This window comes from Ruegeria sp. AB7, assembly GCF_056542625.1.
This window is the reverse complement of the sequence record NZ_JBQGAC010000002.1, coordinates 407,505-429,849: the sequence shown is the minus strand read 5'-3', so window position 1 is coordinate 429,849 and position 22,345 is coordinate 407,505. Positions and strand designations below refer to the sequence as shown.

Annotated in this window: 23 protein-coding genes and 1 pseudogene; 21 read left to right on the top strand and 3 right to left on the bottom strand. The window is 56.5% G+C overall.

The genetic code is table 11. The features are described from left to right. The 12 genes from ACR0EN_RS07950 to ACR0EN_RS07895 all read left to right on the top strand — a co-directional run bounded on the left by ACR0EN_RS07950 (position 1) and on the right by ACR0EN_RS07895 (position 9,190). Positions 1-1,338, top strand: coding sequence for an MFS transporter (locus ACR0EN_RS07950; protein WP_170663620.1), 1,338 nt, complete (start codon positions 1-3; stop codon positions 1,336-1,338). An 899-nt stretch (positions 1,339-2,237) separates the two neighbouring features. After that, positions 2,238-3,668 carry an ABC transporter substrate-binding protein gene (locus tag ACR0EN_RS07945; RefSeq protein ID WP_480586072.1) on the top strand — a complete coding sequence of 477 codons (1,431 nt, stop codon included), beginning with the start codon at positions 2,238-2,240 and terminating at the stop codon, positions 3,666-3,668. A 23-nt stretch (positions 3,669-3,691) separates the two neighbouring features. Beyond that, positions 3,692-4,720, top strand: a complete 1,029-nt coding sequence (locus ACR0EN_RS07940) for an ABC transporter permease (RefSeq protein ID WP_170818277.1) — start codon at positions 3,692-3,694, stop codon at positions 4,718-4,720. Positions 4,721-4,802: 82 nt separating this feature from the next. After that, complete coding sequence (locus ACR0EN_RS07935) at positions 4,803-5,288, top strand: ABC transporter permease (RefSeq protein WP_480586069.1); 486 nt, start codon at positions 4,803-4,805, stop codon at positions 5,286-5,288. A 6-nt stretch (positions 5,289-5,294) separates the two neighbouring features. After that, positions 5,295-5,513 (top strand): hypothetical protein, encoded by a 219-nt coding sequence (locus tag ACR0EN_RS07930; protein WP_480586066.1) that lies wholly within the window; start codon positions 5,295-5,297, stop codon positions 5,511-5,513. Then, complete coding sequence (locus tag ACR0EN_RS07925) at positions 5,510-5,983, top strand: ABC transporter ATP-binding protein (RefSeq protein ID WP_480586063.1); 474 nt, start codon at positions 5,510-5,512, stop codon at positions 5,981-5,983. The genes ACR0EN_RS07930 and ACR0EN_RS07925 overlap by 4 nt, the downstream gene beginning before the upstream one ends. Next, positions 5,984-6,343, top strand: a complete 360-nt coding sequence (locus ACR0EN_RS07920) for an oligopeptide/dipeptide ABC transporter ATP-binding protein (RefSeq protein ID WP_480586060.1) — start codon at positions 5,984-5,986, stop codon at positions 6,341-6,343. It abuts the gene before it with no gap. After that, entirely contained in the window at positions 6,331-6,534 is a 204-nt protein-coding gene (locus ACR0EN_RS07915; protein WP_480586057.1) for an ATP-binding cassette domain-containing protein, read from the top strand. Before ACR0EN_RS07920 ends, ACR0EN_RS07915 begins: the two co-directional genes overlap by 13 nt. Before the next feature lie 110 nt (positions 6,535-6,644). Further along, complete coding sequence (locus ACR0EN_RS07910) at positions 6,645-7,232, top strand: oligopeptide/dipeptide ABC transporter ATP-binding protein (RefSeq protein WP_480586054.1); 588 nt, start codon at positions 6,645-6,647, stop codon at positions 7,230-7,232. 164 nt (positions 7,233-7,396) lie between these two features. Beyond that, positions 7,397-7,765, top strand: coding sequence for a hypothetical protein (locus ACR0EN_RS07905; protein WP_170611916.1), 369 nt, complete (start codon positions 7,397-7,399; stop codon positions 7,763-7,765). Positions 7,766-7,824: 59 nt separating this feature from the next. Next, positions 7,825-8,553, top strand: a complete 729-nt coding sequence (locus ACR0EN_RS07900; RefSeq protein ID WP_170818279.1) for a HupE/UreJ family protein — start codon at positions 7,825-7,827, stop codon at positions 8,551-8,553. A gap of 16 nt (positions 8,554-8,569) precedes the next feature. Continuing rightward, the gene (locus tag ACR0EN_RS07895) at positions 8,570-9,190 is read left to right on the top strand and encodes a transmembrane anchor protein (RefSeq protein ID WP_170818280.1); all 621 of its coding nucleotides are present in this window, start codon (positions 8,570-8,572) and stop codon (positions 9,188-9,190) included. A gap of 568 nt (positions 9,191-9,758) precedes the next feature. Here the strand turns inward: ACR0EN_RS07895 and ACR0EN_RS07890 are convergent. Beyond that, positions 9,759-9,897, bottom strand: a pseudogene (locus ACR0EN_RS07890) (IS5/IS1182 family transposase); the annotation flags it as partial. 884 nt (positions 9,898-10,781) lie between these two features. Beyond that, positions 10,782-11,543 carry an aldolase/citrate lyase family protein gene (locus tag ACR0EN_RS07885; protein ID WP_170818281.1) on the bottom strand — a complete coding sequence of 254 codons (762 nt, stop codon included), beginning with the start codon at positions 11,541-11,543 and terminating at the stop codon, positions 10,782-10,784. 200 nt (positions 11,544-11,743) lie between these two features. Between ACR0EN_RS07885 and ACR0EN_RS07880 the strand changes: the two genes are divergently transcribed. After that, positions 11,744-12,634, top strand: a complete 891-nt coding sequence (locus ACR0EN_RS07880) for an SMP-30/gluconolactonase/LRE family protein (RefSeq protein WP_170394101.1) — start codon at positions 11,744-11,746, stop codon at positions 12,632-12,634. Here ACR0EN_RS07880 and ACR0EN_RS07875 read toward each other — a convergent pair. Further along, complete coding sequence (locus ACR0EN_RS07875) at positions 12,631-13,629, bottom strand: ester cyclase (RefSeq protein ID WP_170818462.1); 999 nt, start codon at positions 13,627-13,629, stop codon at positions 12,631-12,633. The genes ACR0EN_RS07880 and ACR0EN_RS07875 overlap by 4 nt on opposite strands. A 157-nt stretch (positions 13,630-13,786) precedes the next feature. Here ACR0EN_RS07875 and ACR0EN_RS07870 point away from each other — a divergent pair, with 157 nt between their 5' ends. The 8 genes from ACR0EN_RS07870 (at position 13,787) to ACR0EN_RS07835 (ending at position 22,344) form a co-directional block, all read left to right on the top strand. Further along, positions 13,787-14,836 carry an ABC transporter ATP-binding protein gene (locus ACR0EN_RS07870; protein ID WP_170394099.1) on the top strand — a complete coding sequence of 350 codons (1,050 nt, stop codon included), beginning with the start codon at positions 13,787-13,789 and terminating at the stop codon, positions 14,834-14,836. Between the two features lie 84 nt (positions 14,837-14,920). Further along, a complete protein-coding gene (locus ACR0EN_RS07865; protein ID WP_170394097.1) occupies positions 14,921-16,147 on the top strand; it encodes an extracellular solute-binding protein in 1,227 nt (408 codons plus the stop codon). 63 nt (positions 16,148-16,210) lie between these two features. Continuing rightward, complete coding sequence (locus ACR0EN_RS07860) at positions 16,211-17,239, top strand: carbohydrate ABC transporter permease (RefSeq protein WP_170394095.1); 1,029 nt, start codon at positions 16,211-16,213, stop codon at positions 17,237-17,239. A gap of 1 nt (position 17,240) precedes the next feature. Continuing rightward, on the top strand, positions 17,241-18,122 hold the full coding sequence (locus ACR0EN_RS07855) for a carbohydrate ABC transporter permease (protein ID WP_170394093.1): 882 nt from the start codon (positions 17,241-17,243) through the stop codon (positions 18,120-18,122). Between the two features lie 178 nt (positions 18,123-18,300). Further along, positions 18,301-19,290 (top strand): nuclear transport factor 2 family protein, encoded by a 990-nt coding sequence (locus ACR0EN_RS07850; RefSeq protein WP_170818282.1) that lies wholly within the window; start codon positions 18,301-18,303, stop codon positions 19,288-19,290. A gap of 132 nt (positions 19,291-19,422) precedes the next feature. Next, positions 19,423-19,959, top strand: coding sequence for an ester cyclase (locus ACR0EN_RS07845; RefSeq protein WP_170407056.1), 537 nt, complete (start codon positions 19,423-19,425; stop codon positions 19,957-19,959). Positions 19,960-19,963: 4 nt separating this feature from the next. Next, a complete protein-coding gene (hisD, locus tag ACR0EN_RS07840) occupies positions 19,964-21,295 on the top strand; it encodes a histidinol dehydrogenase (RefSeq protein WP_170818283.1) in 1,332 nt (443 codons plus the stop codon). Next, positions 21,292-22,344 carry an ester cyclase gene (locus ACR0EN_RS07835; protein WP_480586047.1) on the top strand — a complete coding sequence of 351 codons (1,053 nt, stop codon included), beginning with the start codon at positions 21,292-21,294 and terminating at the stop codon, positions 22,342-22,344. Before hisD ends, ACR0EN_RS07835 begins: the two co-directional genes overlap by 4 nt. The last annotated feature ends 1 nt before the right edge of the window (position 22,345 follow it).

The window sequence follows — 22,345 nt, the reverse complement described above, 5'->3', positions numbered from 1 at the left end:
ATGCTTTCAGTTCTGAAAAATCGAACATATCGCCATCTGTTCTTCGCCCAAATCGTAGCGTTGTCGGGCACTGGTTTGGCAACAGTGGCTCTCGGCTTGCTCGCCTTTCAGCTTGCCGAAGATTCTGCTGCGTTGGTGCTGGGAACTGCGCTCACGATCAAGATGGTCGCATATGTCACAGTGGCGCCTTTAGCTGCCGCATTCTCGGAACGTCTGGACCGGCGCGCAATGTTGGTCGCGTTAGATCTGGTCAGAGCGGCAGTTGGCTTGGCGTTGCCCTTTGTTTCCGAGGTATGGCAGATTTATGTGCTGATCTTCATCCTCCAATCGGCATCCGCCGGGTTCACACCGACCTTTCAGGCAACCATTCCTGATGTCTTGCCGGATGAGAAAGAATACACCAAAGCACTTTCTCTTTCGCGATTGGCCGTGGATATGGAGAGCTTGTTGAGCCCGATTTTGGCCGCCGCACTGCTAACGGTCATGAGCTATGATAATCTGTTCTGGGGCACCGTCTTGGGCTTCCTTGCATCAGCCGTTCTGGTTGCATCCGTATTACTGCCATCGCCGAAACCTTCCAAACCGAGAGGTATCTACGATCGGACAACACGCGGAATGCGGTTATATCTCAGGTCGTCCCGATTGCGAGGATTGCTGGCGGTAAATTGGGTCATCTCGGCTACGGGCGCCATGGTCATTGTCAACACAGTTGTCATTGTCCGCAGTGATTTGGGATTGTCAGAAAGTGCCGCCGCTTTGGTTCTTGCCGCTTTCGGGGCAGGGTCAATGATGATGGCGATGACTATCCCGAGCTTGCTGGATCACCACAGCGAGCGCGCGGTCATGCTATCCGGTGCAATACTGAATATACTTGCATTGGCGCTATTGGCCCTCAGCGTCGTAGCCATTCCTATATCAATGTCGACCATCATGGTTGGCTGGTTTGCGATCGGCGCGGGATACTCAGCAATGCTCACTCCTGGGGGGCGTGTTCTGACGCGGTCCGCCCATCCTGAAGATCGGCCTTCCGTGTTTGCAGCGCAGTTTGCATTGTCACACGCCTGCTGGTTGGTCTTTTACCCGGTTTCCGGCTGGTTGATCACTGAATTCGGAACCCTGGTTACGATGCTCGTGCTGGCGGTTCTGGCGTGCCTCGGCTTGATTACGGCATGGCGTATCTGGCCAATAGACGCAGATCTACCTGTAAAGCATGAGCATCCAGATTTGCCGCCCGACCACCCTCACCTGAAAGGTGCGGGGCCGCACAAACATGTGATCATCGTCGACAGTTTGCATCGCCAGCTGACGCGCTCGGTGCGAGCCTCTGATCGCCTATGAGGTGCTGCTATTCGAAAAGCCCTTAAAAAATGTGTAGATATAAAGATATATTGCATGTTTATAAAAGATGGTATTGGACGTGTTTATCCGTCTTCACTAGGCATTCAGTGCCAAAGTTAAACGCCTTTTGTCTAAACCACCCATGGATGGGAGCGAAGTTGGTTGCAGAGCTACAACGTATAGAAGCACCACCCCGCTTCACTTTACGGGCTGTCTATACTGGGCCCGCACAGTGTATTTTGGACTGCTTCTTGATTGTCTGACAGCCTCACTTGTAGCTGGTTCTCATGTTCATAAAGATCGGGCAGTCACCCATCAGGCAGAAGCGTCAGCCAAATCGGCTCCTGTGGCTTCTGGGCTGGGTGCTCAATTCGCTTCACGACATGTGTCGCACAATCAAAGTAACAAATCCTCGGACGACGACAGTGCTCCGGTAAAACTCACTGCTAACCACAGCACGACGCATGTACATGAAGTATCTTTTGTCGCATTTTAGTTGGCGACGGCGGCTGAGCGGGGTTATCGATCGATCTGCCTTATGTCGTCACGGTGTTCGCAGGTGTTTGAGCTGTCAACGGACATTTTCCATCCTCCAAGACTTGGGTGATCGCACGCATGAAGTTCACGTATCGCACGGGCTGAAATCTTCTTCAGACTGATAGCGACGTGTCCGCCCACCCAGGCATTCTAATGCGCAATCAAAAGTCACATCAGAAGCTCTGAGTATCGACGTCGGACTTTCTGACCCAACAGTTTTGGAGAATCGAAATGCCAATTCTTACCCGCCGCGCCGCGCTGTTGAGCGCCGCAAGCGCTGCCTCGCTGACACTTTTGCCCAAGTGACATTTGCCGATGGCCATAAGGTACTGAAAATCGACATCGTCTAGGAGGCAGGCGATTTGGACCTGCTGACCAACGTCTCGGCGCTTAGCACCTATAGCCTCGTGTTCGATGCGCTGGTGCATTACGGCCCCAACGGCGAATTGCAACCCGGCTTAGCCACCGAATGGAGCGAGTCCGACGGCGGCAAGACCTTCACTTTCAAGTTGCGCGATGGGGTCAAGTTCAGCGATGGCACCGATTTCAACGCTGAAGTGGCGAAATGGAACCTGGAACGCTGGATGGGAAAGGACGATTTCAGCTGGTTCCGCGTGTCTAACGCGATGGAATCGATTGAAACCGACGGTTCGCACGAGCTGATAATCCGTCTGGAGCGCCCCGTACCGGTGGCACTGCTGGAACTGACCATCGTGCGTCCGGTACGTTTCCTGTCGCCCAATGCAGCGGATGCAGGTGGAAATCAGACTGCGCCCGTAGGCACCGGCCCCTGGATGGTGATCGAGAATGATAACGCAGGCACCAAGCTTGTGCCGAGCCCGCACTACTGGGGTGATGCGCCTGCGTTCGAAGCGGTCGAACTGAAAGTTGTGCCGGATGAGCTGTCGCGCTCGAACGGGTTGCGTTCGGGCGATCTGGACGTGATCGGTGGCGACTGGGTGTCTCCACTGTCGCCGCGCCGGGCGCGGGCGATGGAAAAAGCAGGGGGCGCCACCGTCCTGGCCGAGCAGGGCACGACCGGCGTGTCGCTGACCTTCTCGCCGAAATCGTCCAAACAGCAGGACGCGCGGATGCGCAAGGCGATCTCGCATTCCATCGACCGCAACGCCATCGTGGCGGTGCTGTATGAAGGGTTCGCCGATCCGATCAACAACGTCTTCCCCGGTGTGATCCCGGAAAGCGGCTCGCAAAATGAGGTGCCGACCCGCGACGTCGAAGGCGCCAAGGCGCTGCTGGCCGAGGCAGGGTGGGAGCAATCCGGCGGCGGCTGGACCAAAGATGGCGATACGCTGGAATTGGAACTGATGGTGTTCGAAGAGGCGCTGCCCGGTTCGCGCCGTCTGGCCGAAATGGTGCAGGGTATGATTTCGGAAAGCGGGATCAAGGTGACCGTGTCGTCAGTGGACAACGCCACCATCCACGAACGCCGCCCGACCTTTGAATATGACCTGGCTTTCATGGCCACCTTCGGTGGGCCCTATGATCCGCATGGCACGCTGGGCAACCTGTTCCTGTCCAACGTCGACAGTGGCCCGGACGGCAAGTTCTATGCCCGCCCGGATCTGGACCCGCTGGTTCTGGCTGGGCTGGAAACCAGCGGTGGCGAACTTGCGGCGGCGATGCAGGCGATCCACGACTGGTTGTACAACAACACTGCCGTGGCACCTCTTGTCGTGCCGCAACGGTTGTGGGCGCATTCGGCGCGTGTGCAGGATTTCGCACTGCCTGCCACCGATTACGACATCCCCGGCAAGGGCCTGTCGTTGAACTGATCGGTCGATAGGAGACGCACGAGATGCTGAAGCTGTTCACACGGCGTACGGCGTTGGCAATTGGGATGATCCTGGCCGCGTCGGCGCTGACATTCGCCACCATTGCCGCCGCCCCCGGCAATGTAGCCGCCCTGATGGCCGAGCGTGTCGCCGGCCCTTCGGCTTCGGCGGAACTGGTTGCACAGATCGAGGATGAGCTGGGTCTGAACGACCCTCTGCCCGTCCGCTATGTCCGGTGGCTGGGCGATGCACTGACCGGTTATCTGGGCATCTCACTGCGGTTCGGCAAACCCATCGGGCAGGAGTTCGCCGAACGCCTGCCCATAACCGCCACCCTGCTGATCTGGGGTGGTGTGATCGTCTTTTTCCTATCGCTGCTGGTCGGCTTTGCGGGCGCAATCAGCAATGGTGGCTGGATCGACAGGCTGCTACGGGCGTTTTCGCTGCTGGCGGCCTCGCCCCCCAATTTCTTTGTCGCGGCCCTGCTGGTGATTCTGTTTTCCGTCACGCTGGGCTGGCTGCCAGCATTTGGCGGCGCAGGCGTGGCCAGCCGGATCATGCCGTGCCTGACCATTGCGCTGTTTCCCGACGCGGTGCTCAGCCGTGTGGTGCGCGTCGGCTTGCAAGAGGTGATGGCTCGCCCTTTCGCCACCACTGGCTTTGCCAAGGGATATGGCCGGTCAGGCGTGCTGCTGCGCGAGGCGCTGCCCAATATAGCTGTGCCTTACCTGACCACATTCGGCGCGCAGTTCATACTGATGATCATCGGGTCGATCGTGGTCGAGACGGTCTTTGCGCTCGAAGGCGTCGGCGCGTTTTTCATCGAGGCGATCCGGTTCCGCGATTTCGTCTCGATGCAGGCGATCCTGCTGACCTTCATCGTGTTCATTGTGTTCGTTAACCTGTTTGTCGACCTGCTGTGCATGCTGATCGACCCCCGCATCCGGAGGCAGAAGAATGCATATCCTGAAAAAATTGCCGTGGCTGGTGATCACCCCTGTGGCCCTGTTCACCTTGATCGCCATTCTCGCTCCGTGGATCAGCCCTTGTGATCCAACTGCGCAGAACTAAGGCGCCATCCTGCAGGGTCCTAGTGCCGCCCATTGGCTTGGCACCGACTATCTGGGCCGCGATATGCTCAGCCGTCTGATCAATGGCGCGCGTGTGTCTCTGTTTGCCATTTCGATGGTGCTGGCCTCGGCGTTGTTGATTGGCGTGGTGATCGGGTCTTTAGCAGGCTATGTCGGCGGCAAGGTCGAGCTTGTGCTGATCAGCGCCATCGACATCGTACTGTCGCTGCCCAGCCTGATCGTGGCGCTGGCTTTCATCGGCATCTTCGGCCCCGGCTACTGGTCTATGATCGCGGCGCTGACCATGGCATGGTGGGCCAACTATACCCGCATGAGCCGCTCCGTCGTCGCATCAGAACTGCATCAGCCGTATATCGGGGCCGCGCGGATCATGGGTGCGGGCCATGTACGCATATTCTCGCGCCATATCCTGCCGTATGTGCTGGCGCTGGTGGTGGTCTATGCCTCAGCGGATTCAGGCGCGCTGGTGCTGGCGATTACCACGCCGTCCTTTCTGGGTTTGGGGGTCGAACCCCCCACACCGGAATGAGGCCAGATGTTGGTCGACGGCATGAGCTATCTTGAGGAATATCCCCGCCTCGTCATCGCGCCCGGTCTTGCCCTGACCATGGTGGTGGTCAGCTTCAACCTGCTGGGTGAACATTTCGCGTTGCAAAAAGTGCCGCGCGCGCTGAACCCGCGCCGTTTGCGTAAGCTAAAACGGGAACGCCTCGGCGACGAGGCCGAGATTCAGGCCAAGGAGGTCAAAGCATGACCCAACCCGTTTTTCAAATCGAGGATCTTGTGATCGATCTTTATACTGAGCAAGTCTCGGTCCGGGCGGTCGATACCGCCTCGCTGTCGGTGATGCCGGGTGAGATTCTGGCAATTGTCGGCGAAAGCGGATCGGGCAAAACGGTGATGACGTTGGGCCCGTTGGGCCTTCTGCCCGAAGGCGTATCAGTCGATATTCGCGGCAGTGCTGTGTGCGGCGGGCGATCGCTGCTGAACCGCTCCGACCGGGCGCTGGCGGGCAATCCGCGCGTGCTGATCGCGGATGAGCCGAAAACGGCACTGGACGCCACCGTGCAGGCGCAGATTCTGGAACTGATCAAGGATATCCAGCAACAGGAAGATATCGCGGTGGTGCTGATCACCCATAATATCGGCGTGGTCGCTTCGGTCGCCGACCGCGTGGCGGTGCTCTATGCGGGTCGGGTGGTGGAAAGCAGCACGGTTGCGTAGGTGCTAACCGCACCGGTGCACCCCTATACGCAGGGGTTGCTGGCCTCGGTCCCCGATCTGCGGGCCAACAGCAACGAAGTACCCGAGGGCATCCCCGGATCGCCCCGTGATCAGTCGCGGCTGCGCACTGGTTGCCCGTTCGATACGCGCTGTTCGCGCATGCTCCCGGTCTGCGCCACCCAACGCCCGGCGCTCATCCCGGTGCCTTGGACGGCACTCATGTCACAGCCTGCCACGCGGCGCAGGCGGAACTGGAAAGGGCCTGAGATGGAGACGCAAAACGCAATCGAGGTTCACGACTTGAAGGTTCATTCCCCGGCAGCGGCCCCGACCGGATGGTGCGTGCGGTGGATGGCGTAGATCTGACCGTCGCGCGCGGTGCTTTTCGCGCCATCGTTGGCGAATCCGGCTGCGGCAAGACCACATTGGCGCGAGCCATGGTCGGGCTGCAACCGGCCAAATCGGGTTCGGTGCGCTTTCTGGGGCAGGATCTGGCCGACGGGATGCGCGACCGCAAGGCGCTGGCAAAACAGATGCAGTTCGTGTTCTAGAACCCGCTGGGTGCGCTCAGCCGTCGCCAGACGGTTTATCATCGCTTGAGGAACCCCTCTCGATCCACAGGTTCGGTCGCAAGGATCGTCAACGGCGCATCGCCCGACTGATGCATCTGGTGGGGCTGCCCGAAACGGCGGGTGAGCGTCTGCCACGGTCTCTGTCCGGCGGGCAACGGCAGCGTGTCGCGATTGCTCGCGCCCTGATGCTAGAGCCCGAAATTCTGATCTGTGACGAACCGCTTTCGGCGCTGGATGTCTCGACTCAGGCGCAGATCGTGAAGCTGTTCGTAACCCTGCAGCAGGAACTTGGCCTGACGGTACTGATGATCTCGCACGACCTGGCGGTGGTGCGGGAAATGTGTAGCGACGTGATAGTGATGTATCTGGGTCGCGTGATGGAGAAAGGTTCAACCGAGAACCTGTTTAACGATGCACAACATCCTTATACCCAAGCGCTTTTGTCTGCTGTCCCGTCTCCCGACCCGCGTATTGAGGCAACCAGGCAGCGCATCGTACTGCACGGTGACCCGCCCAGCCCAATGGACCCGCCACCCGGATGCCGTTTCCAGACGCGCTGTCAGCGGGCGCAAGACATATGCCGGCAAAAAGGGCCAATTCTCACAGGTCAACACAATGAACACGCAGTTGCGTGCTATTTTCCTGGTTCGGCTGCGCCGCGAGAACACGCAAATTGAAGTCCTGATCTGTCGAGAAGGAGATCTTTAGGCCTTTTCGGCAGATCGGAGACTTCCCGCTGACAATGATATCCAGGGTTGCGAGATAACGATTATTGACGCTAAGTGAGTACGATAGCGCATGAAGAAAAACGGACGGAAAACCGTCGCGGGCAGGAACAGTGATGCAGATTGTGTCGGGCAGACAACTGGCTGATTGGATCAGACACGCGTTTATAGCGTTCATGGTTCTGTGCGTATTCGCCTGGTCAGTGGCCCCGTCTTTCACACACTCTGCCAACTATTTGCTTAGCGTGTCAGAACGCAGCCAGATAATGGGTGATCACGGCCATTCCCATGGCGAAGCACTGGACAATTACTGGGCGCTGCATGGCCATAGTCACGATGCAGTCGATCATGATCACAGCTCGGCGATCCTGTTCTTGGTTGCCGAGGCGGAATCGGTCGACAGATTTAGGTTGCCTGATGCGCTGGAACCGTTTCTGGACAAACCTGACCCCATATATAGGCTTGACCGACCTCCGCGCGTGTGACCGAACCCGCTTTTGCGGGGTTTGACGATCAATCACACAACATAGCGGAGAAATATCTCATGCAAACCGTCCAAAGGGGCCGGTTAGGGGAGGCTATGCGCCAATCCCTGACGCTGGCAGCCCTTGTCTTTGCGGCGCTCGCCTACAGCGCGTCTTATGCCGCAGCCCATAACGTCACGGCTGGTGATGCCGGCTATATTCAACAGATCTGGGGTGTAAAACTGATCCCCTTCGCCTATCTGGGTGCCAAGCACATGGTGACGGGATATGACCATATCCTGTTTCTGTTCGGGGTCGTGTTTTTCCTGTACCGGGCCAAACATGTCGCCACCTATGTCAGCATCTTTGCCCTAGGCCATTCCACGACCATGCTGCTTGGCGTCTACTACGGCTGGAACGTTAATGCTTACATTATTGATGCCATCATCGGCTTGTCTGTCGTCTACAAGGCGCTGGACAATCTGGGAGCGTATCAGCGTTGGTTCGGCTATCAGCCCAATACCAAATGGGCGACGCTGATCTTCGGCTTTTTCCACGGCCTTGGTCTCGCAGCCAAGATTTTGGACTATGATATGCCCGAAGACGGGCTGTTGCCCAACTTGCTGGCCTTCAATGTCGGCGTCGAAATCGGCCAGTTCATAGCCCTTGCCCTGATCCTGATCTTCATGGGGTTTTGGCGCAAATCCAAATTCTTCTGGAAACACGCCTATGGCGTCAACGTCGCGATGATGGCGGCTGGTTTCGTGCTGATGGGATATCAGCTGACCGGCCTGTTCGTCTCAGCCTGAATAAACGGAGATACACATGTACAATTCTGAAAAACCAAGCCCCGAAGAACTGCCTAGCTCGGCCCAGTTGATCAAGTCCACTATCATTGCGGCCGTGGCCGCTGTGGTTTTGCTGGTGACCGTGGTTCTGCCCGCAGAATATGGCATTGATCCCACTCGGATCGGCAGTGTTCTTGGTCTGACCGAGATGGGAGAGATCAAGACCGATCTGGCCGAAGAGGCCGCTCGGGACGCGCCGCAGGCACCAGAAGATCAATCCAGCTTGTTTAAGGATATCTTTGGCGCCTTTGTGGGCGCCGCCTATGCGCAGCAAAGTGCCGAGCCCTGGGCGGATGAATTCTCGTTCACTCTGACCCCTGGAGAAGGAATCGAGTGGAAGCTGGTCATGGATGAAGGTGCTGTGACCGAATTTGACTGGGTTGCCGAAGGCGGTCGAGCAAATTTTGAACTCCATGGTGACAACGCTGACGAATCCATCAGCTATGAGAAAGGCCGTGGCAAAACCGGTGCAAAGGGAACATTGGTTGCCGCATTCACCGGCAATCACGGCTGGTTCTGGCGCAACCGTGATAAGCAGGACATCACGATCACCGTGAAGCTGCGCGGTGCCTACAGCGACATCAAGCGCACCTATTGATATCTTAACGCCCCGTTTCGTCTGAAACGGGGCGTTCCACAGATCATTTGGCTCACGACCCGTTGCGTGAAATTACTCTATCTCAGTTGCTTAATTTCATTCCTGAAAGCTTCGGTTGGGTTTGAACATCCGTGGCGCTTTCTTGTTCTCCTTCAAGGAATCCCAAACCGCTGACACATAGGACACAGGAGCGGCGATGCCTGCGTCTAGCCGACTGTGAGGAACCGATATTCGCTTAGAATGTGTAGGTTTAGGCTGGCCGAGAATTCCGGCGGCGAGGATTTGTTTTCCAAGCCTAAGTATCCCCACACAAATGCTACCAGTTACTGTCCCCGATCTTGAAATGAGCGGTCGAAAGCGAATTCCAATCGAAGGGGAGAATCCCAATCCGTTCGAAACAGGCTGGCGCAATCACTTTCCTTCAATTCTATGATACGCGCAGCTGTCTTGGTGTGTGATGTACTTCGAATTCCCATCAAATTTCGAAGTCTTCTTCTACGCGAATTTTTACAGATTAACCCTACATAAGCAGTCGATACCCAAGCCTTATTAGCTTCATGATACCATACTAATAGATGACGGTTTCCGCGAGCGCCGGCTGCGAGCAAGACCTTTGGACATCGGTCAAAGCGCGTCGCCACGCGTCTCCAACTCTTGAGTCTGTCGGACATGATCTCGTTGCGGTTTTGCCGTTTGTAACGGCGCTTCCGTCGGCTGTTGAGGGTCCTGCACGGGCCATAAGCGACAGGAGCGCCACACCAGCGCAAGCCATTGTGATTGAAGAAAACTATTCCGTTAAATACACACCTATCGTCGACCCGGGGCTTTCCAAGCGAGTTCGGCAAGAAGGACTTAGACGTGCGATCTGCCCGCCAGCCAGCCTGAAAAGATCACGCATTTCAAAGTTCCGTTATCGATGCCGTGAGGCATGCAGTGCGATCTTAATCAATGAAGCCGGGCGTTGGTCTCTTCTTTAGTGAATTCGTCGACCGCCTTTTCTTAATGGCGTTGCGCTGGTGGCAAATCTGCGGAGGATCTCGAAAAACTGGTCAACAGTTTCCGGGTTGAGGCGGACGAGCGTTTCCTATCCGGCCGCCGCGAACCTCTGCGTCAAACAGACGATCATAAACCCTAAGAACCAGTTCGGCGCAAGGTGGTCGAGTTTTTCCTGCTACTGGCGGAATCGCCGATCAAATAGTGCTGGAACGGCTACATTACGGATGCGGCAGATGGTCTGCCGCGTTTGCAAACTCTTACCTCTGGTCTCTGGACATCTATGGGGATTACCGTGTGCGGTTTAGGATAAGCGACGGTGACTGGTGAACTGCTAGACGAACTGATCTCGGGCCAACGCCGTGCAGTTTCCGATCTCGACTGTTACTGTTAAACCTAACCCGTTTAGCGATTTTTGCCTGATCAAGGCGGGTACGGCAGACTGGAGAAAAACCGACAGGACACGGCTAATCAGCGAAGCGAATAACCCGTGATCGCGCATCGCATTTCTAGCAAAGAAAGTACTGTCGTCGCAGCATTTTCCAGCCCGCGGATATTTCGACCCCAAGGCCCTTTCCACTAAAAGGCCCAGTGCGTTTCACGTCCCTGTGGTGCCATGGAAGTTCTCTGCTTCCGCGTTTGCAGCGCGAAGCATGAAGGCGTGTTCCGAAGCGACGAAGATCATGGTCACCCCATAGTCGCGCAGCTTGAGTCCGGCTTCTGCGCTGGCTGCAAAGGTCATCAGCGTCTTGTCATGTGCTTTGGCTGCATCGCCCGAGCGTCGCATTGCATCAAGAACCTGTGGGTCGGACTGATCGGTCACGCCGTAACATACCGCAAGATCCGCAGGTCCTACAAAAATCCCGTCGATGCCCTCGGTCCCGGCGATATCATCGACTTCTGCGACGCCTTCTGGTTCTTCGATTTGGGCAATGATAATCGTCTCATCTTCGCTTTGCTTGAGGACGTCAGCCATGGATCGGGTCGCAAACCCTGCCCACCGGGTTGATCCGGCATAGCCGCGACCACCATGGCCAAAACGGCCCTCGCGCGCAATGCGACGGGCCTTTTCGGCGCTGTCGACATGCGGCACAACAATACCTGTCGCGCCACTGTCGAGCGCCTTGAGAATTTCGTCCGCAGACCCAGTCGGCACCCGCACCAACGTCGGCAACCCCAGAGCCCGGGCGACGGCGAGGCAAACATCCAACCGACCCCGGTCAAAGGGTGCGTGTTCCGCATCCAGGCACAAGAAGTCCAGTTTTGACTTGGCAATTATCTCGACCAGTTCATGGGCTGGTGTCTTGAGAAACGTTCCGACGAGAGGCTCGCCAGAAAGCATGCGTTGTTTGAAATTCATGGGAAAGTCCTGACGGTTTTGTTTGGGCGGCACATGGCAATTGGCAGCCAAGCGGTTTGGAAACATCGGCTATAGCGTAGAGCATTGAAGTTGGCAGGGCCAGACTATCGAATAGTCGTTATTGCGTTTTCACCCGAAACGCTGTTCTTGTCGGGACTTGCCGTTAGTGTTGGCAGGCGCAACTCTGAAAAGGTGTTCTCATGGTATTCGATATCCGTTCCAAAGGCTTCACAGATCTGGTGCACTCTGACGCTCAACTGGAAGAAATCGCTAGCGGTCTGGGGTTTACCGAAGGGCCAATATGGCACCCCGAAGAGCATTGGCTAGTATTCTCGGACATTCAGGAGAGCCATCAATACAAGTGGAGCGAGGGTGAAGGAGTTCGCGTTTTTCGCACCCCATCCAACCAAGCGAACGGAAATTGCTTCGACAAAAGCGGGGCAGTGATCTCTTGCGAGCACGCCAGTTCGCATTTGGTACGCCATGATCACGGCGGCAAGCGGGTTACTTCGATCGCCACGCATTTTGATGGTAAAGAACTCAACAGCCCCAACGATGTTATCTGCGACTCGCACGGTCGGATTTGGTTCACTGATCCCAGTTTTGGTCGTATCCGAGAGGATCTTGGCATTCTGAGAGAGCAGGAACTGCCGGTGCAAGGCGTGTTCCGGCTGGATCCCGACGGCACGTTACACCTTGTCGCGGATGATTTTCAGCAACCCAACGGGTTGTGTTTGTCAGCTGACGAAACAAGGCTGTTTGTCAATGACAGTTGGGGTGGCCATATCCGCATCTTTGATGTCGCCGCTGATGGCTCACTGACCGGTGGGGTGGTCTGGGCCGATGTTGTTGGCGATGGGGAAGGGGTACCGGACGGTATGAAGTGCACCCGCGACGGCCAGATTTTGTGCAATGGTCCCGGCGGTGTACATCTGTTTGATGCCCAAGCGCACTGCCTTGGTGTCATTCTGACGCCGCAGAAATCTACCAACTTCTGCTTTGGTGGGGCCGGGTTCAGCATGCTGTACATCACTGCCTGCACGTCCGTTTACCGTATTCCGACCAACATGACGGGTCTGGCCATGATCTAAAGGCCCACTCGCGCCATGCGGTCCAGAATATCGACACCCTGTTGCTTCCAGAAATGAAGCAGATCGATGAAAATCCAGTTCTCGGCCAGTTTATCACCTTTGCGACGATAAATGTCTATCACCCGGAACTCACCGGCTTTGTCAGTGGCAGGCATCCCCATGAACCCGCCGGTTGGTCGGGCGGTAAAGTTCGGCCAGCCAAAAAAGCCGCCATAGTGGCCCTCGGCCATGCGGCAGATATGGTTGGTTTTTGACCGGTCGGCAAACCCAGCACGGAACGGGCCAGCGTGTTGTTTGGCGTAACGTTCGATTGTGTAGGTCGCACCGATACCGGATGGCCCCCACCAGATCATGTCTTCGCACCATGTGCGGCGCAACTCATCTTCAAGGCTGAGCCCGCTGTCCCACCGCCCAAGATCGGAGATCATCGCGTTGATAGCGGCCAATGTCTTTTGGCCGTCTTCGGCGGGTTGAGGCGTGAACATCAGGCCGTCATGGGTCATGGGCCCGGGCTGGACAAGTTGTGCGGCGGTCTGCGGCGGGAAGGGCTGCAACCCGGCCTGAATCATGAAATGCGGGATGTCGAAATACATCGCGGTTTCGACAATCTTACCGTGCTCAATCCTGTTGAACTCGCAATAGCGCAGCAAGGCCATTTTTCCGGTTGGCGCAATGCCCAGCCAGTCCTTGTCGAACAGCCCCATGAGATGGCCCATCGAAACAACCCAGACTGAATTGAACCCGTCGATTTCATTTTGACCAGCCATGAACACGTCCATCCGACGCTGCAAGTTAGTTAGGCTGTGATTCAGCGGCTGCCAGAATTTTTGCGCCACGTTGCTAGCGCCACGCAGCTCGTTGAACGGGTGAAAGCCGCGCCACAGGAGGTCCTCGGCGCAATACTCAGCGATCACATCAGAGTGGGCTGATTCCGCTGCATCGCTCAGAGCTTTGTAGAAGTTCAGGACAATTTCTTTCTCAGCTTCGTAAGACATATCTTTTACTTTCAATGCTTTGCCCGGAGGGAAGCGTCAGTCTTTAGCAAGATTGCGGGCGCTTTTGCATTCGCTTGCAAAAAATACTTGCCAGATGTTCCTTTGGATGTCTATGCTTTTGCAAACGTATGCACTCAGGTGCAACTGGGAGGACAGTATGGCCGAGATTCAACTGCGCAATGTTGGAAAACGTTGGGGTTCGTTTGTTGGAGTGGACAATTTCGACCTGACAATATCCGACAAGGAATTTCTGGTGCTTCTCGGCCCGTCGGGTTGTGGCAAGACCACGACGATGCGCATGATCGCAGGTTTGGAAGACGCAAGCGAGGGTGATATTCTGATCGACGGTACCCGCGTCAACGATATGGAGCCAAAAGACCGCGACGTCGCGATGGTGTTCCAGTCTTACGCATTGTATCCGAACATGAACGTCTACGAGAACATTCGTTTCCCGCTGAGGGTACGTGGCATCGACGCTTCCACCCATGACGAAAAAGTGCGCCGTGCGTCGGCGATGGTAGAGTTGGACGACTTTCTGCATCGTAAGCCGGCAGAGCTGTCAGGTGGGCAACGTCAACGGGTGGCTCTGGCGCGTGCGATTGTACGCGAGCCCAACGTGTTCCTGATGGATGAGCCGTTGTCCAACCTTGACGCAAAACTGCGTGTTTCGACACGCGCGCAGATCAAGAACCTCAGCCATGAACTAGCCGTGACTACGATTTATGTGACACATGACCAGATCGAGGCGATGACACTGGCCGATCGCGTGGTGATCATGAAGCAGGGTGTTGTCCAACAGGTTGGCTCTCCGACGGCGATCTACGACGAGCCTGCGAACACGTTTGTCGCCAGCTTTATCGGCAACCCGGCGATGAACCTGGTTGATGGCGATGTTCAGGGCGGTGTGTTCCGCGCGCAGAATACCGAAGTGCATGGTCTGAATGCTCCGGATGGCCCAATAACTTTGGGTTTCCGCGCCGAGGACGCCAATGTCGTAGAAAGCGGGGGCGAGATTAACGCGCCCATCTATACGCAGGAATTGCTGGGCGACAGCACCATGGTCTCGGTTCGGATCGGCGGAGCGCTGGTCTCGGTCAAGGCCGACAAAACCTATCGTGCTGAAATCGACGATCAGGTGTCGATTCATATCCATACCGATCACTGTCACCTGTTCGATGCGCAAACCGGCGCGCGCCTTGAGATCTGAGAGACGAAAACCAATCCCGCAATGACGGGACAATCTCGGGTGCAGGCTTCGAAGATGCACCCAATCACCTAGGGAGGAATCAAAATGTTTCTAAAGAAAATCGCATTGGCCGGGTCACTGACCGCCTTTGCTGCGAGCGCGGGTTATGCCTGCGAGATCACGGATCGGGTCAACATCGTCGGCAACGAATTTGCCGCCATTCAGGCTGTGGCCGCTGCTGCAAAGGAATGCACGGGCGCATCTGTTGAATCCAACCTGACATCCGAACACCAAACCATCAACGTGGCCGGTCTGTCGGGCAATCCGTCGGAATACACCTCAGCCATCATCGCCAACAGCTCGATTGTGGCGTTGATGAATGAAGACGTTATCCGACCGCTCAATGACCTGGTCGAAAAACATGGTCAGAACCTGCAGCCGGGACAGTTGATCAAGATCGGCGATGACATCATGGCCATCGCCTTCATGGCCAACGCTCAGCACCTGATGTACCGCAAGGACGTTCTGGAACAGGCAGGCGTCGAAGTGCCGACCACGTATGAAGAACTGCTCGAAGCGGCCGAAGCTATTCGCGCGCAGGGCATAATGCAAAACCCGGTTGGCGGTGCTTATGCTGCGGGATGGAATCTGGCGCAGGAATTCAACAACATGTTCCTTGGCTATGGAGGTACTCATTTCAAGCCCGGCAGCGCAGAGCCCAACGTCAATACCGAGGCCGGTGTCAAAGCGCTGAACATGATGAAGGCTTTGTCCGAGTATATGAACCCCGACTTTCTGACCCATGATTCCAATGCCACCAACGCGGAATACCGCGCGGGCAATGTGGCGATCATGAATATGTGGGGGTCACGGGCGTCACAGCAGACCACAACCGAAGGTGTCTTGCAGGAAGTAATCGATGGCCATGCCATTGCAGCGCCGCTGACCGTGGGTGGCGGCACGACTCCGGCCTCGACCCTTTGGTGGGATGGATGGACCGTCGGCAAGAACATCTCAGATGAAGAGGCTGAGGCGACTTTTGTCGCGATGACGCATGGCGTCCGCCCCGAAATGTTGAACGATGAAACCACGCCGCTGGCAGTCTGGTTGATCGAAGGGTACGAACCTGCAGACGACGCGCAGGGTGTATTTGACGCTGCCAAAATGGGCACGACTCCTTATCCGATGCTGCCCTACATGGGTTTGATGCACAGTGCACTCGGCAATGAACTTGCCGATTTCATGCAGGGCAAGGAAAGCGCTGAACAGGCGCTGGCCGATGTCGAGGCCGCCTATCGCGCCGCGGCAATCGAACAGGGCTTCCTACAGTAAAACGCCCCTCGCGGGTGCCCAATTTGGGCACCCGCCCAATCAAGCCGACACGGGAATTGCGACATGCGCCATAAGACATTCCTTTGGTTTTTCCTGCCCACAGGACTTGCAATGCTGCTGTTCATTGCAATGCCCATCGTCTCGGTGGTGATCCAATCCATTTATGCCCCACACCCGGCGGTTCTGGTGGAAGTCGAAAACTGTACTCCGCTTGTCGGGTGCACAACCGAGACCACCATCGATCAGGAAGCCACCGCAGCGCTTCGTGCCGAACAACCATTGGGCAGATTTGTCGGGCTGGATATCTACTTTGATCGCGGCCACCTGGCGATACAGGAGGTTGGCGAAATCTGGGCGGCGAGTGACACGTGGGGTGACCTTTTCTCAGAGGTCGGAAACTTGCCCTTCTATCGGGCCATGGCCTTTACGCTGACCTTCACATTCATTGTGACACCCCTCACGATCATTCTGGGGCTGGTGATTGCGCTGGCGGTCAACTCACTGCACCGGCACCTCAAGGGTTTGATGATCTTCTTCTCGCTCTTGCCCATGATTGTGACACCGCTGATCGGCTCGCTCATTCTGTTTTGGATGATTGACAGTCGTGGCGTCATCGGCAACGCCCTTGTAAACTTGGCCGGAGATCCGGATTTCAGTCTAAAGGCTTCGACCGGGCTGATGTGGGTGGCGCTGATGGTTTATGGCGTCTGGAGTTCGGCCCCCTTTGCCTTCGTGGTATTCTATGCCGGTTTGCAAACTTTGCCCAAAGATCAGATCGAGGCGGCCCAGATCGATGGGGCAACCCGCTGGCAACAGGTCAAATTCGTGGTTGTTCCCCATCTCATGCCACTGGTTACGTTTGTTGCGCTGATCCAGTTGATGGATAATTTCAAGGTGTTCGAACCGATTATCGGCTTCAGCGCCGGTGCCCATGCGCAATCGCTCAGCACTTTCATCTTCAACGACCTCGGCGGTGAAACGCGACAGCTGTCCTCTGCGGCCGCTACGTCTGTGATCACGATTATCGGGGTCGCCATTCTGTTGTCGCCCGTGCTTGTCCGCACCTGGCGTGACTTCAAAGGAGCAAGATAACATGGCCAGCCGTGCGCAAAGAATGCCCAAAAGCCTTCGGATTGCTTCGTCGCTTTTTGTGATCCTTTGGTTCATCCTGGCCGCTTTCCCGTTCCTCTGGACGGTTTGGGGGTCGTTCAAGGTAGAGCTGGATTTCTTCTCGATCGCCGATTGGACCAACGCCTTAACCGGCGCGCGGACCGAGGCAGTTTATGGCTCACCCTTTACCACCACCGGTTACGAAGGGGCTTGGATTCAGGAAGAATTTTGGCGGAATGTTCTGAACACGGGGATCGTTTGCGTCTTTGTGGTCGCCATCTCGCTGACCATCGGAACGCTGGGGGGCTATGCGCTTTCGCGGTCGAGCTATAACTACACATTCTGGCTTTTGATCACGGCGCTGATCTTCCGCGCGATGCCGCCGATCACGTTGGTTTCGGGTTATCTGTTGCCCTTCTTTGAATGGAATATCTGGGGGATACTGCCGACGACAATTATCGTACTTGTCGCGATCAACCAGCCGTTCACCCTGTGGATGCTACACGCCTTCTTCAAGAACATCCCCAGCGAGCTTGACGAAAGCGCAAAGGTCGACGGCTGCAACCAGTTTCAGGCCTTCCGCCGCGTGATCATTCCGGTGATGTGGCCGGGTGTGATCACCACGGGGCTGTTCTCGTTTCTTCTGGCCTATAACGACTTTGCCGTTGGGGCGATGCTGTTGTCAGAAAGCAACCGCACGATGGTTCCAGCCATCGCTGCGTTCCTTGGTACAACGCAAACCGAGGGCAACGTAATGTTTGCCGTTGCGGCCGTGGTTTCTGCGACGGTTCCGCTGTTCATCTTGGTGATGTTCTTCCAGCGTCAGATTGTGGGCGGTTTGACCGCCGGGGCTGTGAAAGGCTGACGCTGATGGGACGCACGCATCCTCAGTCCGTATTTGCCCATGCGCACGCAGCCAGCCTGAATATGGCTGCGTGCCGGGCAAAGCGACCAGGGCGAATTCCTTTTGCTTTGATGCGCGCAGGGCCTTGCGGGGCGTTTCTCCGCAGACGCCTTGAACAGATCCTACAGAGACAAAGTTAATGGAACGCCTCGACCGTAAACCCTTTCTGAATTTCACCGCCGCGCAACGCCATCCAGGCAATTTCCGACCGGCCTATGAGGGATTCTTCGCCCCCGGTGCACATGTCAACGTGGTGCATCCTTTCAACGAGGTCGCGGGTGGCCTCGGGCTGCACGATCACGTCATCGCCCCGCTCGCAGCCTCCTTCGATGGGCTTTTTCGGCGCGATGATATCGTCATGGCCGGTGTATTTGAAGGACAGGGCTGGATCAGCGCCACCGGCCATTTCGTCGGTCGGTTCTCGCGCGACTGGCTTGGTATCCGCGCCACAGGTGAGCTTGCCTATCTGCGCTTCGGCGAGTTCCACCGCATGCAGGATGGCAAGGCGGTGGAGAGCTATATCTTCTTCGATATCCCAGAACTGATGCTGGCTGCAGGGCAATGGCCGATCACCGATAGCCCGGGCAAGACCCGTGGCTTCACCGGGATGATTCAGGGTCCAGCAGGCCATGATGGCATCTTGACCACGCCGCAAGACCCAGTCGAGGGGGCCAAGAGCTATTGTATGGTCACAGAAATGCTGGCCAAGCTTGCCACCAAGAACGAGGCCTGGCGCCCGTTCTGGCATGACAACATGGTCTGGTACGGCCCCGGCGCCTTCGGTTCTTTCGTCGGGCTCGAGAGTTTTGCAAGCTTCCAGGTGCCTTTCGAGGCCACCTTCGAAGGTTGGTCCGGAGGTAGTGCGGGAAATGGCATGACTGCGCATTTCACCCGCTTCGGCGAAGGCAATTACGTATGCTCGGGTGGCTGGCCTTCCTTGACTGGTGTCCAGGTGAAACCCTTCCTCGACCAGCCCGCAAGCGAAAAACGCGTCTTCATGCGGGTCTGCGACTGGTGGCGTCGAGAGGACGATCTGTTGGTCGAAAACTGGGTTTTCGTCGACATCCCGCATGTGTTGTTGCAGCTGGGATATGACCTTTTTGCCGACATCGCCGAGCAAGCCGCATGAGCAGCTCTGCAAGACATAACGCCGTTGGCCGCCACCCGGCGCTCAACCGGATGCCGAGGGATTTTCTGTCAGCTGATTGAGCTACCCGATGAAGACAGAATTTCTATTGGCACCAATACAAGGATGAGAAAGATGAAGGGTTCCCGCCCGGAACAGGCCGTGCTGACACGTGATACGGACCTCGACAAAACAGAAGACACCCGCCGTGTGATTGAAACCATGGTGGATGGTCTGAACGATCACCGTATCGATGACATCGGCGAATTCTTCTCGGAAGGCTTCCGCTGGATGGGCAATCAGGGCTGTGGCACAAAAACTGGCCTGAAACAGTTTCAGGACAATTGGCAACGCCCGTTTCAGGCGGCTTTTTCGGACAAGACATGCATCGACGAAGCGCGCCTTTACATGGGCGAGTGGGCGGCTGCGTTTGGCCGACAGGAAGCAACCCATTCGGGTGAGTTCCTGGGGATCGCCCCCACCGGAAAGCGGGTCGAGATCCGATATATGGATTTCTGGAAAGTGGTCGACGGCAAGATCGTCGACAATTGGGTGAATGTGGATTTCGCCCATGTAGCGGCACAGCTGGGTGTCGATCTGTTTAACGGTGAAGGCTGGGAAGCATTTGACCGGGGTGAGAAGTCTCCGCCCCGGCCTGAAACTAAGGATTAGGACAATGACAATCGAGTATCTGAAACGTGGTAAGTCCGATGCTGACCGGGCCGAGGATGACGCCAAAACACGCGCTGTCGTCGAAGCGACACTGAAAGACATCGAAACACGTGGCGATGCTGCGGTACGCGAGCTAAGCGAGAAGTTCGATAACTATTCGCCAGCATCGTTTCGGTTGTCTCAAGACCAGATCGACGACCTGATCAATCAGCTGACGGATCGAGAGCTGGCGGACATCAAATTCGCGCAGGAGCAAGTGCGCAACTTTGCACAAGCTCAGCGCGATTCGATGCTGGATATCGAAGTTGAGACTCTGCCGGGCGTCATTTTGGGCCACAAGAACATCCCCGTACAATCGGTGGGGTGTTATGTGCCCGGCGGCAAATTCCCGATGGTGGCCTCGGCGCATATGTCGGTGGCGACGGCCTCGGTGGCGGGCGTGCCGCGCATCATCGCCTGCACCCCTCCGTTTCAGGGCAAACCCAATGCAGCGGTGATCGCCGCCATGTATTTGGGTGGGGCGCATGAGATTTACGTGATGGGCGGCATTCAGGCTATCGGCGCCATGGCGTTGGGAACCGAGACGATTGATCCAGTCCACATGCTTGTCGGTCCGGGTAACGCCTTTGTCGCAGAAGCTAAACGTCAGCTATTTGGCCGCGTCGGTATCGACCTATTCGCCGGCCCGACCGAGACCATGGTGATTGCTGATGAGACCGCCGCAGACGCAGAGCTGTGCGCGACCGATCTTCTGGGTCAGGCTGAACATGGGTATAACAGCCCCTGCGTATTGCTGACCAATTCTCGCAAACTGGCCGAGGACACGATGGCCGAAGTGGACCGGCTGCTGGGCATTCTACCGACAGCGGGCACCGCAAAAGTATCGTGGGAGGAATATGGCGAAGTGATCGTCTGCGACACGTATGATGAGATGCTGCGGGTTGCTGATGACATTGCATCAGAACATGTGCAGGTCATGACCGATCGCGACGACTGGTTCCTTGAGAACATGACTTGTTATGGCGCATTGTTCCTTGGACCGCGTACCAATGTCTCGAACGGTGATAAGGTAATTGGCACCAATCACACGCTACCTACCAAAAAAGCTGGCCGCTATACTGGTGGTCTATGGGTAGGTAAATATCTGAAAACACATAGCTATCAAAAGGTTCTGACTGATGAGGCGGCAACCTTGATCGGCGAATATGGTTCGCGCCTATGTATGCTCGAAGGTTTTGTGGGGCACGCCGAGCAATGTAACGTCCGCGTAAGGCGTTACGGCGGCATCAATGTCCCCTACGGCGCGCCTGCACCCTACAGGGACGCCGCAGAATGAGTGACAGGCATACTGAGCACAAGACCCTGATCGCACAGGTCAGGGCTGCGATGTATGACTTTACCGAAGCCGGTGTCCGGCAGGCGTTGGATAAGATTTGTTCTCCCGACGCTGTGTTCCATCTGAGCTATCCGTTTGGCGACACCAAAGGGATTAATGCTTATTACGATTGTTGCTATCGCGATCTTCTGACCGCATGGCCCGATCTTGAGCGCCGCGATTATATCGTCATGGCTGGACCTGATGAATTCGGGGCTGATTGGGTTGGATGCGGCGGGTACTATACCGGCACTTTCGCGGGGCCATGGCTGGAGATTCCGCCGACAGGCCATCAGGTCACCATGCGGTTTCACGAGTTTTACCGGATCGAAAATGGCAAAGTCGCCGAGGTGCAGGCGCTTTGGGATATCCCCGAAGTGATGATGCAAGCGCAGGCCTGGCCCATGGCACCCGGTTTGGGGCGGGAATGGCATGTTCCGGGACCAGCGACGCAGGACGGGCTGGTGCCCGGCCCGTATGACAAGGCCAAGGGCAAAGAGACCTGCCAGCACATTGTCGACATGCTGGATCATCTGACCAAACATCCCGCAGAAGGTGGTCCGGAGGTGATGGAGTTGGAGCGGTTCTGGCATCCTCGGATGAACTGGTACGGCCCCTCGGGGATCGGCACAGGGCGGGGTATTGCGGGGTTCCGTAATTGGCATCAGATTCCATTCCTCAACGCAATGCCGGATCGCGGGCAGGATGTAGATGACATCACCTGTCATTTCTTTGGCGACGGTGACTATGCGGCTGTTACGGGTTGGCCCAACATGATCCAGACTGTCACCAATGATGGCTGGATGGGGATCGCACCGTCGGGCAAGAAGATCACGCTGCGCAGCCTCGATTTCTGGCGGCTTGAAAATGGCAAGATTCGCGAGAACTGGGTTTTAGTTGATCTGCTGGATACCTATCGCCAGCTTGGTGTTGACGTCTTTGCCCGTTTGCGAGAGTTCAACAAGGCGCGCGCTCCGGGCCGCATTCCATTTCCGGTTGGCGAGGTCTGAT

What these genes read in the sequence shown, in the direction of transcription:
- ACR0EN_RS07845 (WP_170407056.1), top strand. Translation starts at nt 19,423, where the DNA reads ATGAAGGGTTCCCGCCCGGAACAGGCCGTGCTGACACGTGATACGGAC.
- ACR0EN_RS07835 (WP_480586047.1), top strand. Translation starts at nt 21,292, where the DNA reads ATGAGTGACAGGCATACTGAGCACAAGACCCTGATCGCACAGGTCAGG.
- ACR0EN_RS07855 (WP_170394093.1), top strand. Translation starts at nt 17,241, where the DNA reads ATGGCCAGCCGTGCGCAAAGAATGCCCAAAAGCCTTCGGATTGCTTCG.
- ACR0EN_RS07885 (WP_170818281.1), bottom strand. Translation starts at nt 11,543, where the DNA reads ATGAATTTCAAACAACGCATGCTTTCTGGCGAGCCTCTCGTCGGAACG.
- ACR0EN_RS07910 (WP_480586054.1), top strand. Translation starts at nt 6,645, where the DNA reads ATGCATCTGGTGGGGCTGCCCGAAACGGCGGGTGAGCGTCTGCCACGG.
- ACR0EN_RS07850 (WP_170818282.1), top strand. Translation starts at nt 18,301, where the DNA reads ATGGAACGCCTCGACCGTAAACCCTTTCTGAATTTCACCGCCGCGCAA.
- ACR0EN_RS07905 (WP_170611916.1), top strand. Translation starts at nt 7,397, where the DNA reads ATGCAGATTGTGTCGGGCAGACAACTGGCTGATTGGATCAGACACGCG.
- ACR0EN_RS07870 (WP_170394099.1), top strand. Translation starts at nt 13,787, where the DNA reads ATGGCCGAGATTCAACTGCGCAATGTTGGAAAACGTTGGGGTTCGTTT.
- ACR0EN_RS07880 (WP_170394101.1), top strand. Translation starts at nt 11,744, where the DNA reads ATGGTATTCGATATCCGTTCCAAAGGCTTCACAGATCTGGTGCACTCT.
- ACR0EN_RS07860 (WP_170394095.1), top strand. Translation starts at nt 16,211, where the DNA reads ATGCGCCATAAGACATTCCTTTGGTTTTTCCTGCCCACAGGACTTGCA.
- ACR0EN_RS07925 (WP_480586063.1), top strand. Translation starts at nt 5,510, where the DNA reads ATGACCCAACCCGTTTTTCAAATCGAGGATCTTGTGATCGATCTTTAT.
- ACR0EN_RS07935 (WP_480586069.1), top strand. Translation starts at nt 4,803, where the DNA reads ATGCTCAGCCGTCTGATCAATGGCGCGCGTGTGTCTCTGTTTGCCATT.
- ACR0EN_RS07875 (WP_170818462.1), bottom strand. Translation starts at nt 13,629, where the DNA reads ATGTCTTACGAAGCTGAGAAAGAAATTGTCCTGAACTTCTACAAAGCT.
- ACR0EN_RS07950 (WP_170663620.1), top strand. Translation starts at nt 1, where the DNA reads ATGCTTTCAGTTCTGAAAAATCGAACATATCGCCATCTGTTCTTCGCC.
- ACR0EN_RS07930 (WP_480586066.1), top strand. Translation starts at nt 5,295, where the DNA reads ATGTTGGTCGACGGCATGAGCTATCTTGAGGAATATCCCCGCCTCGTC.
- ACR0EN_RS07900 (WP_170818279.1), top strand. Translation starts at nt 7,825, where the DNA reads ATGCAAACCGTCCAAAGGGGCCGGTTAGGGGAGGCTATGCGCCAATCC.
- ACR0EN_RS07865 (WP_170394097.1), top strand. Translation starts at nt 14,921, where the DNA reads ATGTTTCTAAAGAAAATCGCATTGGCCGGGTCACTGACCGCCTTTGCT.
- ACR0EN_RS07895 (WP_170818280.1), top strand. Translation starts at nt 8,570, where the DNA reads ATGTACAATTCTGAAAAACCAAGCCCCGAAGAACTGCCTAGCTCGGCC.
- ACR0EN_RS07940 (WP_170818277.1), top strand. Translation starts at nt 3,692, where the DNA reads ATGCTGAAGCTGTTCACACGGCGTACGGCGTTGGCAATTGGGATGATC.
- hisD (WP_170818283.1), top strand. Translation starts at nt 19,964, where the DNA reads ATGACAATCGAGTATCTGAAACGTGGTAAGTCCGATGCTGACCGGGCC.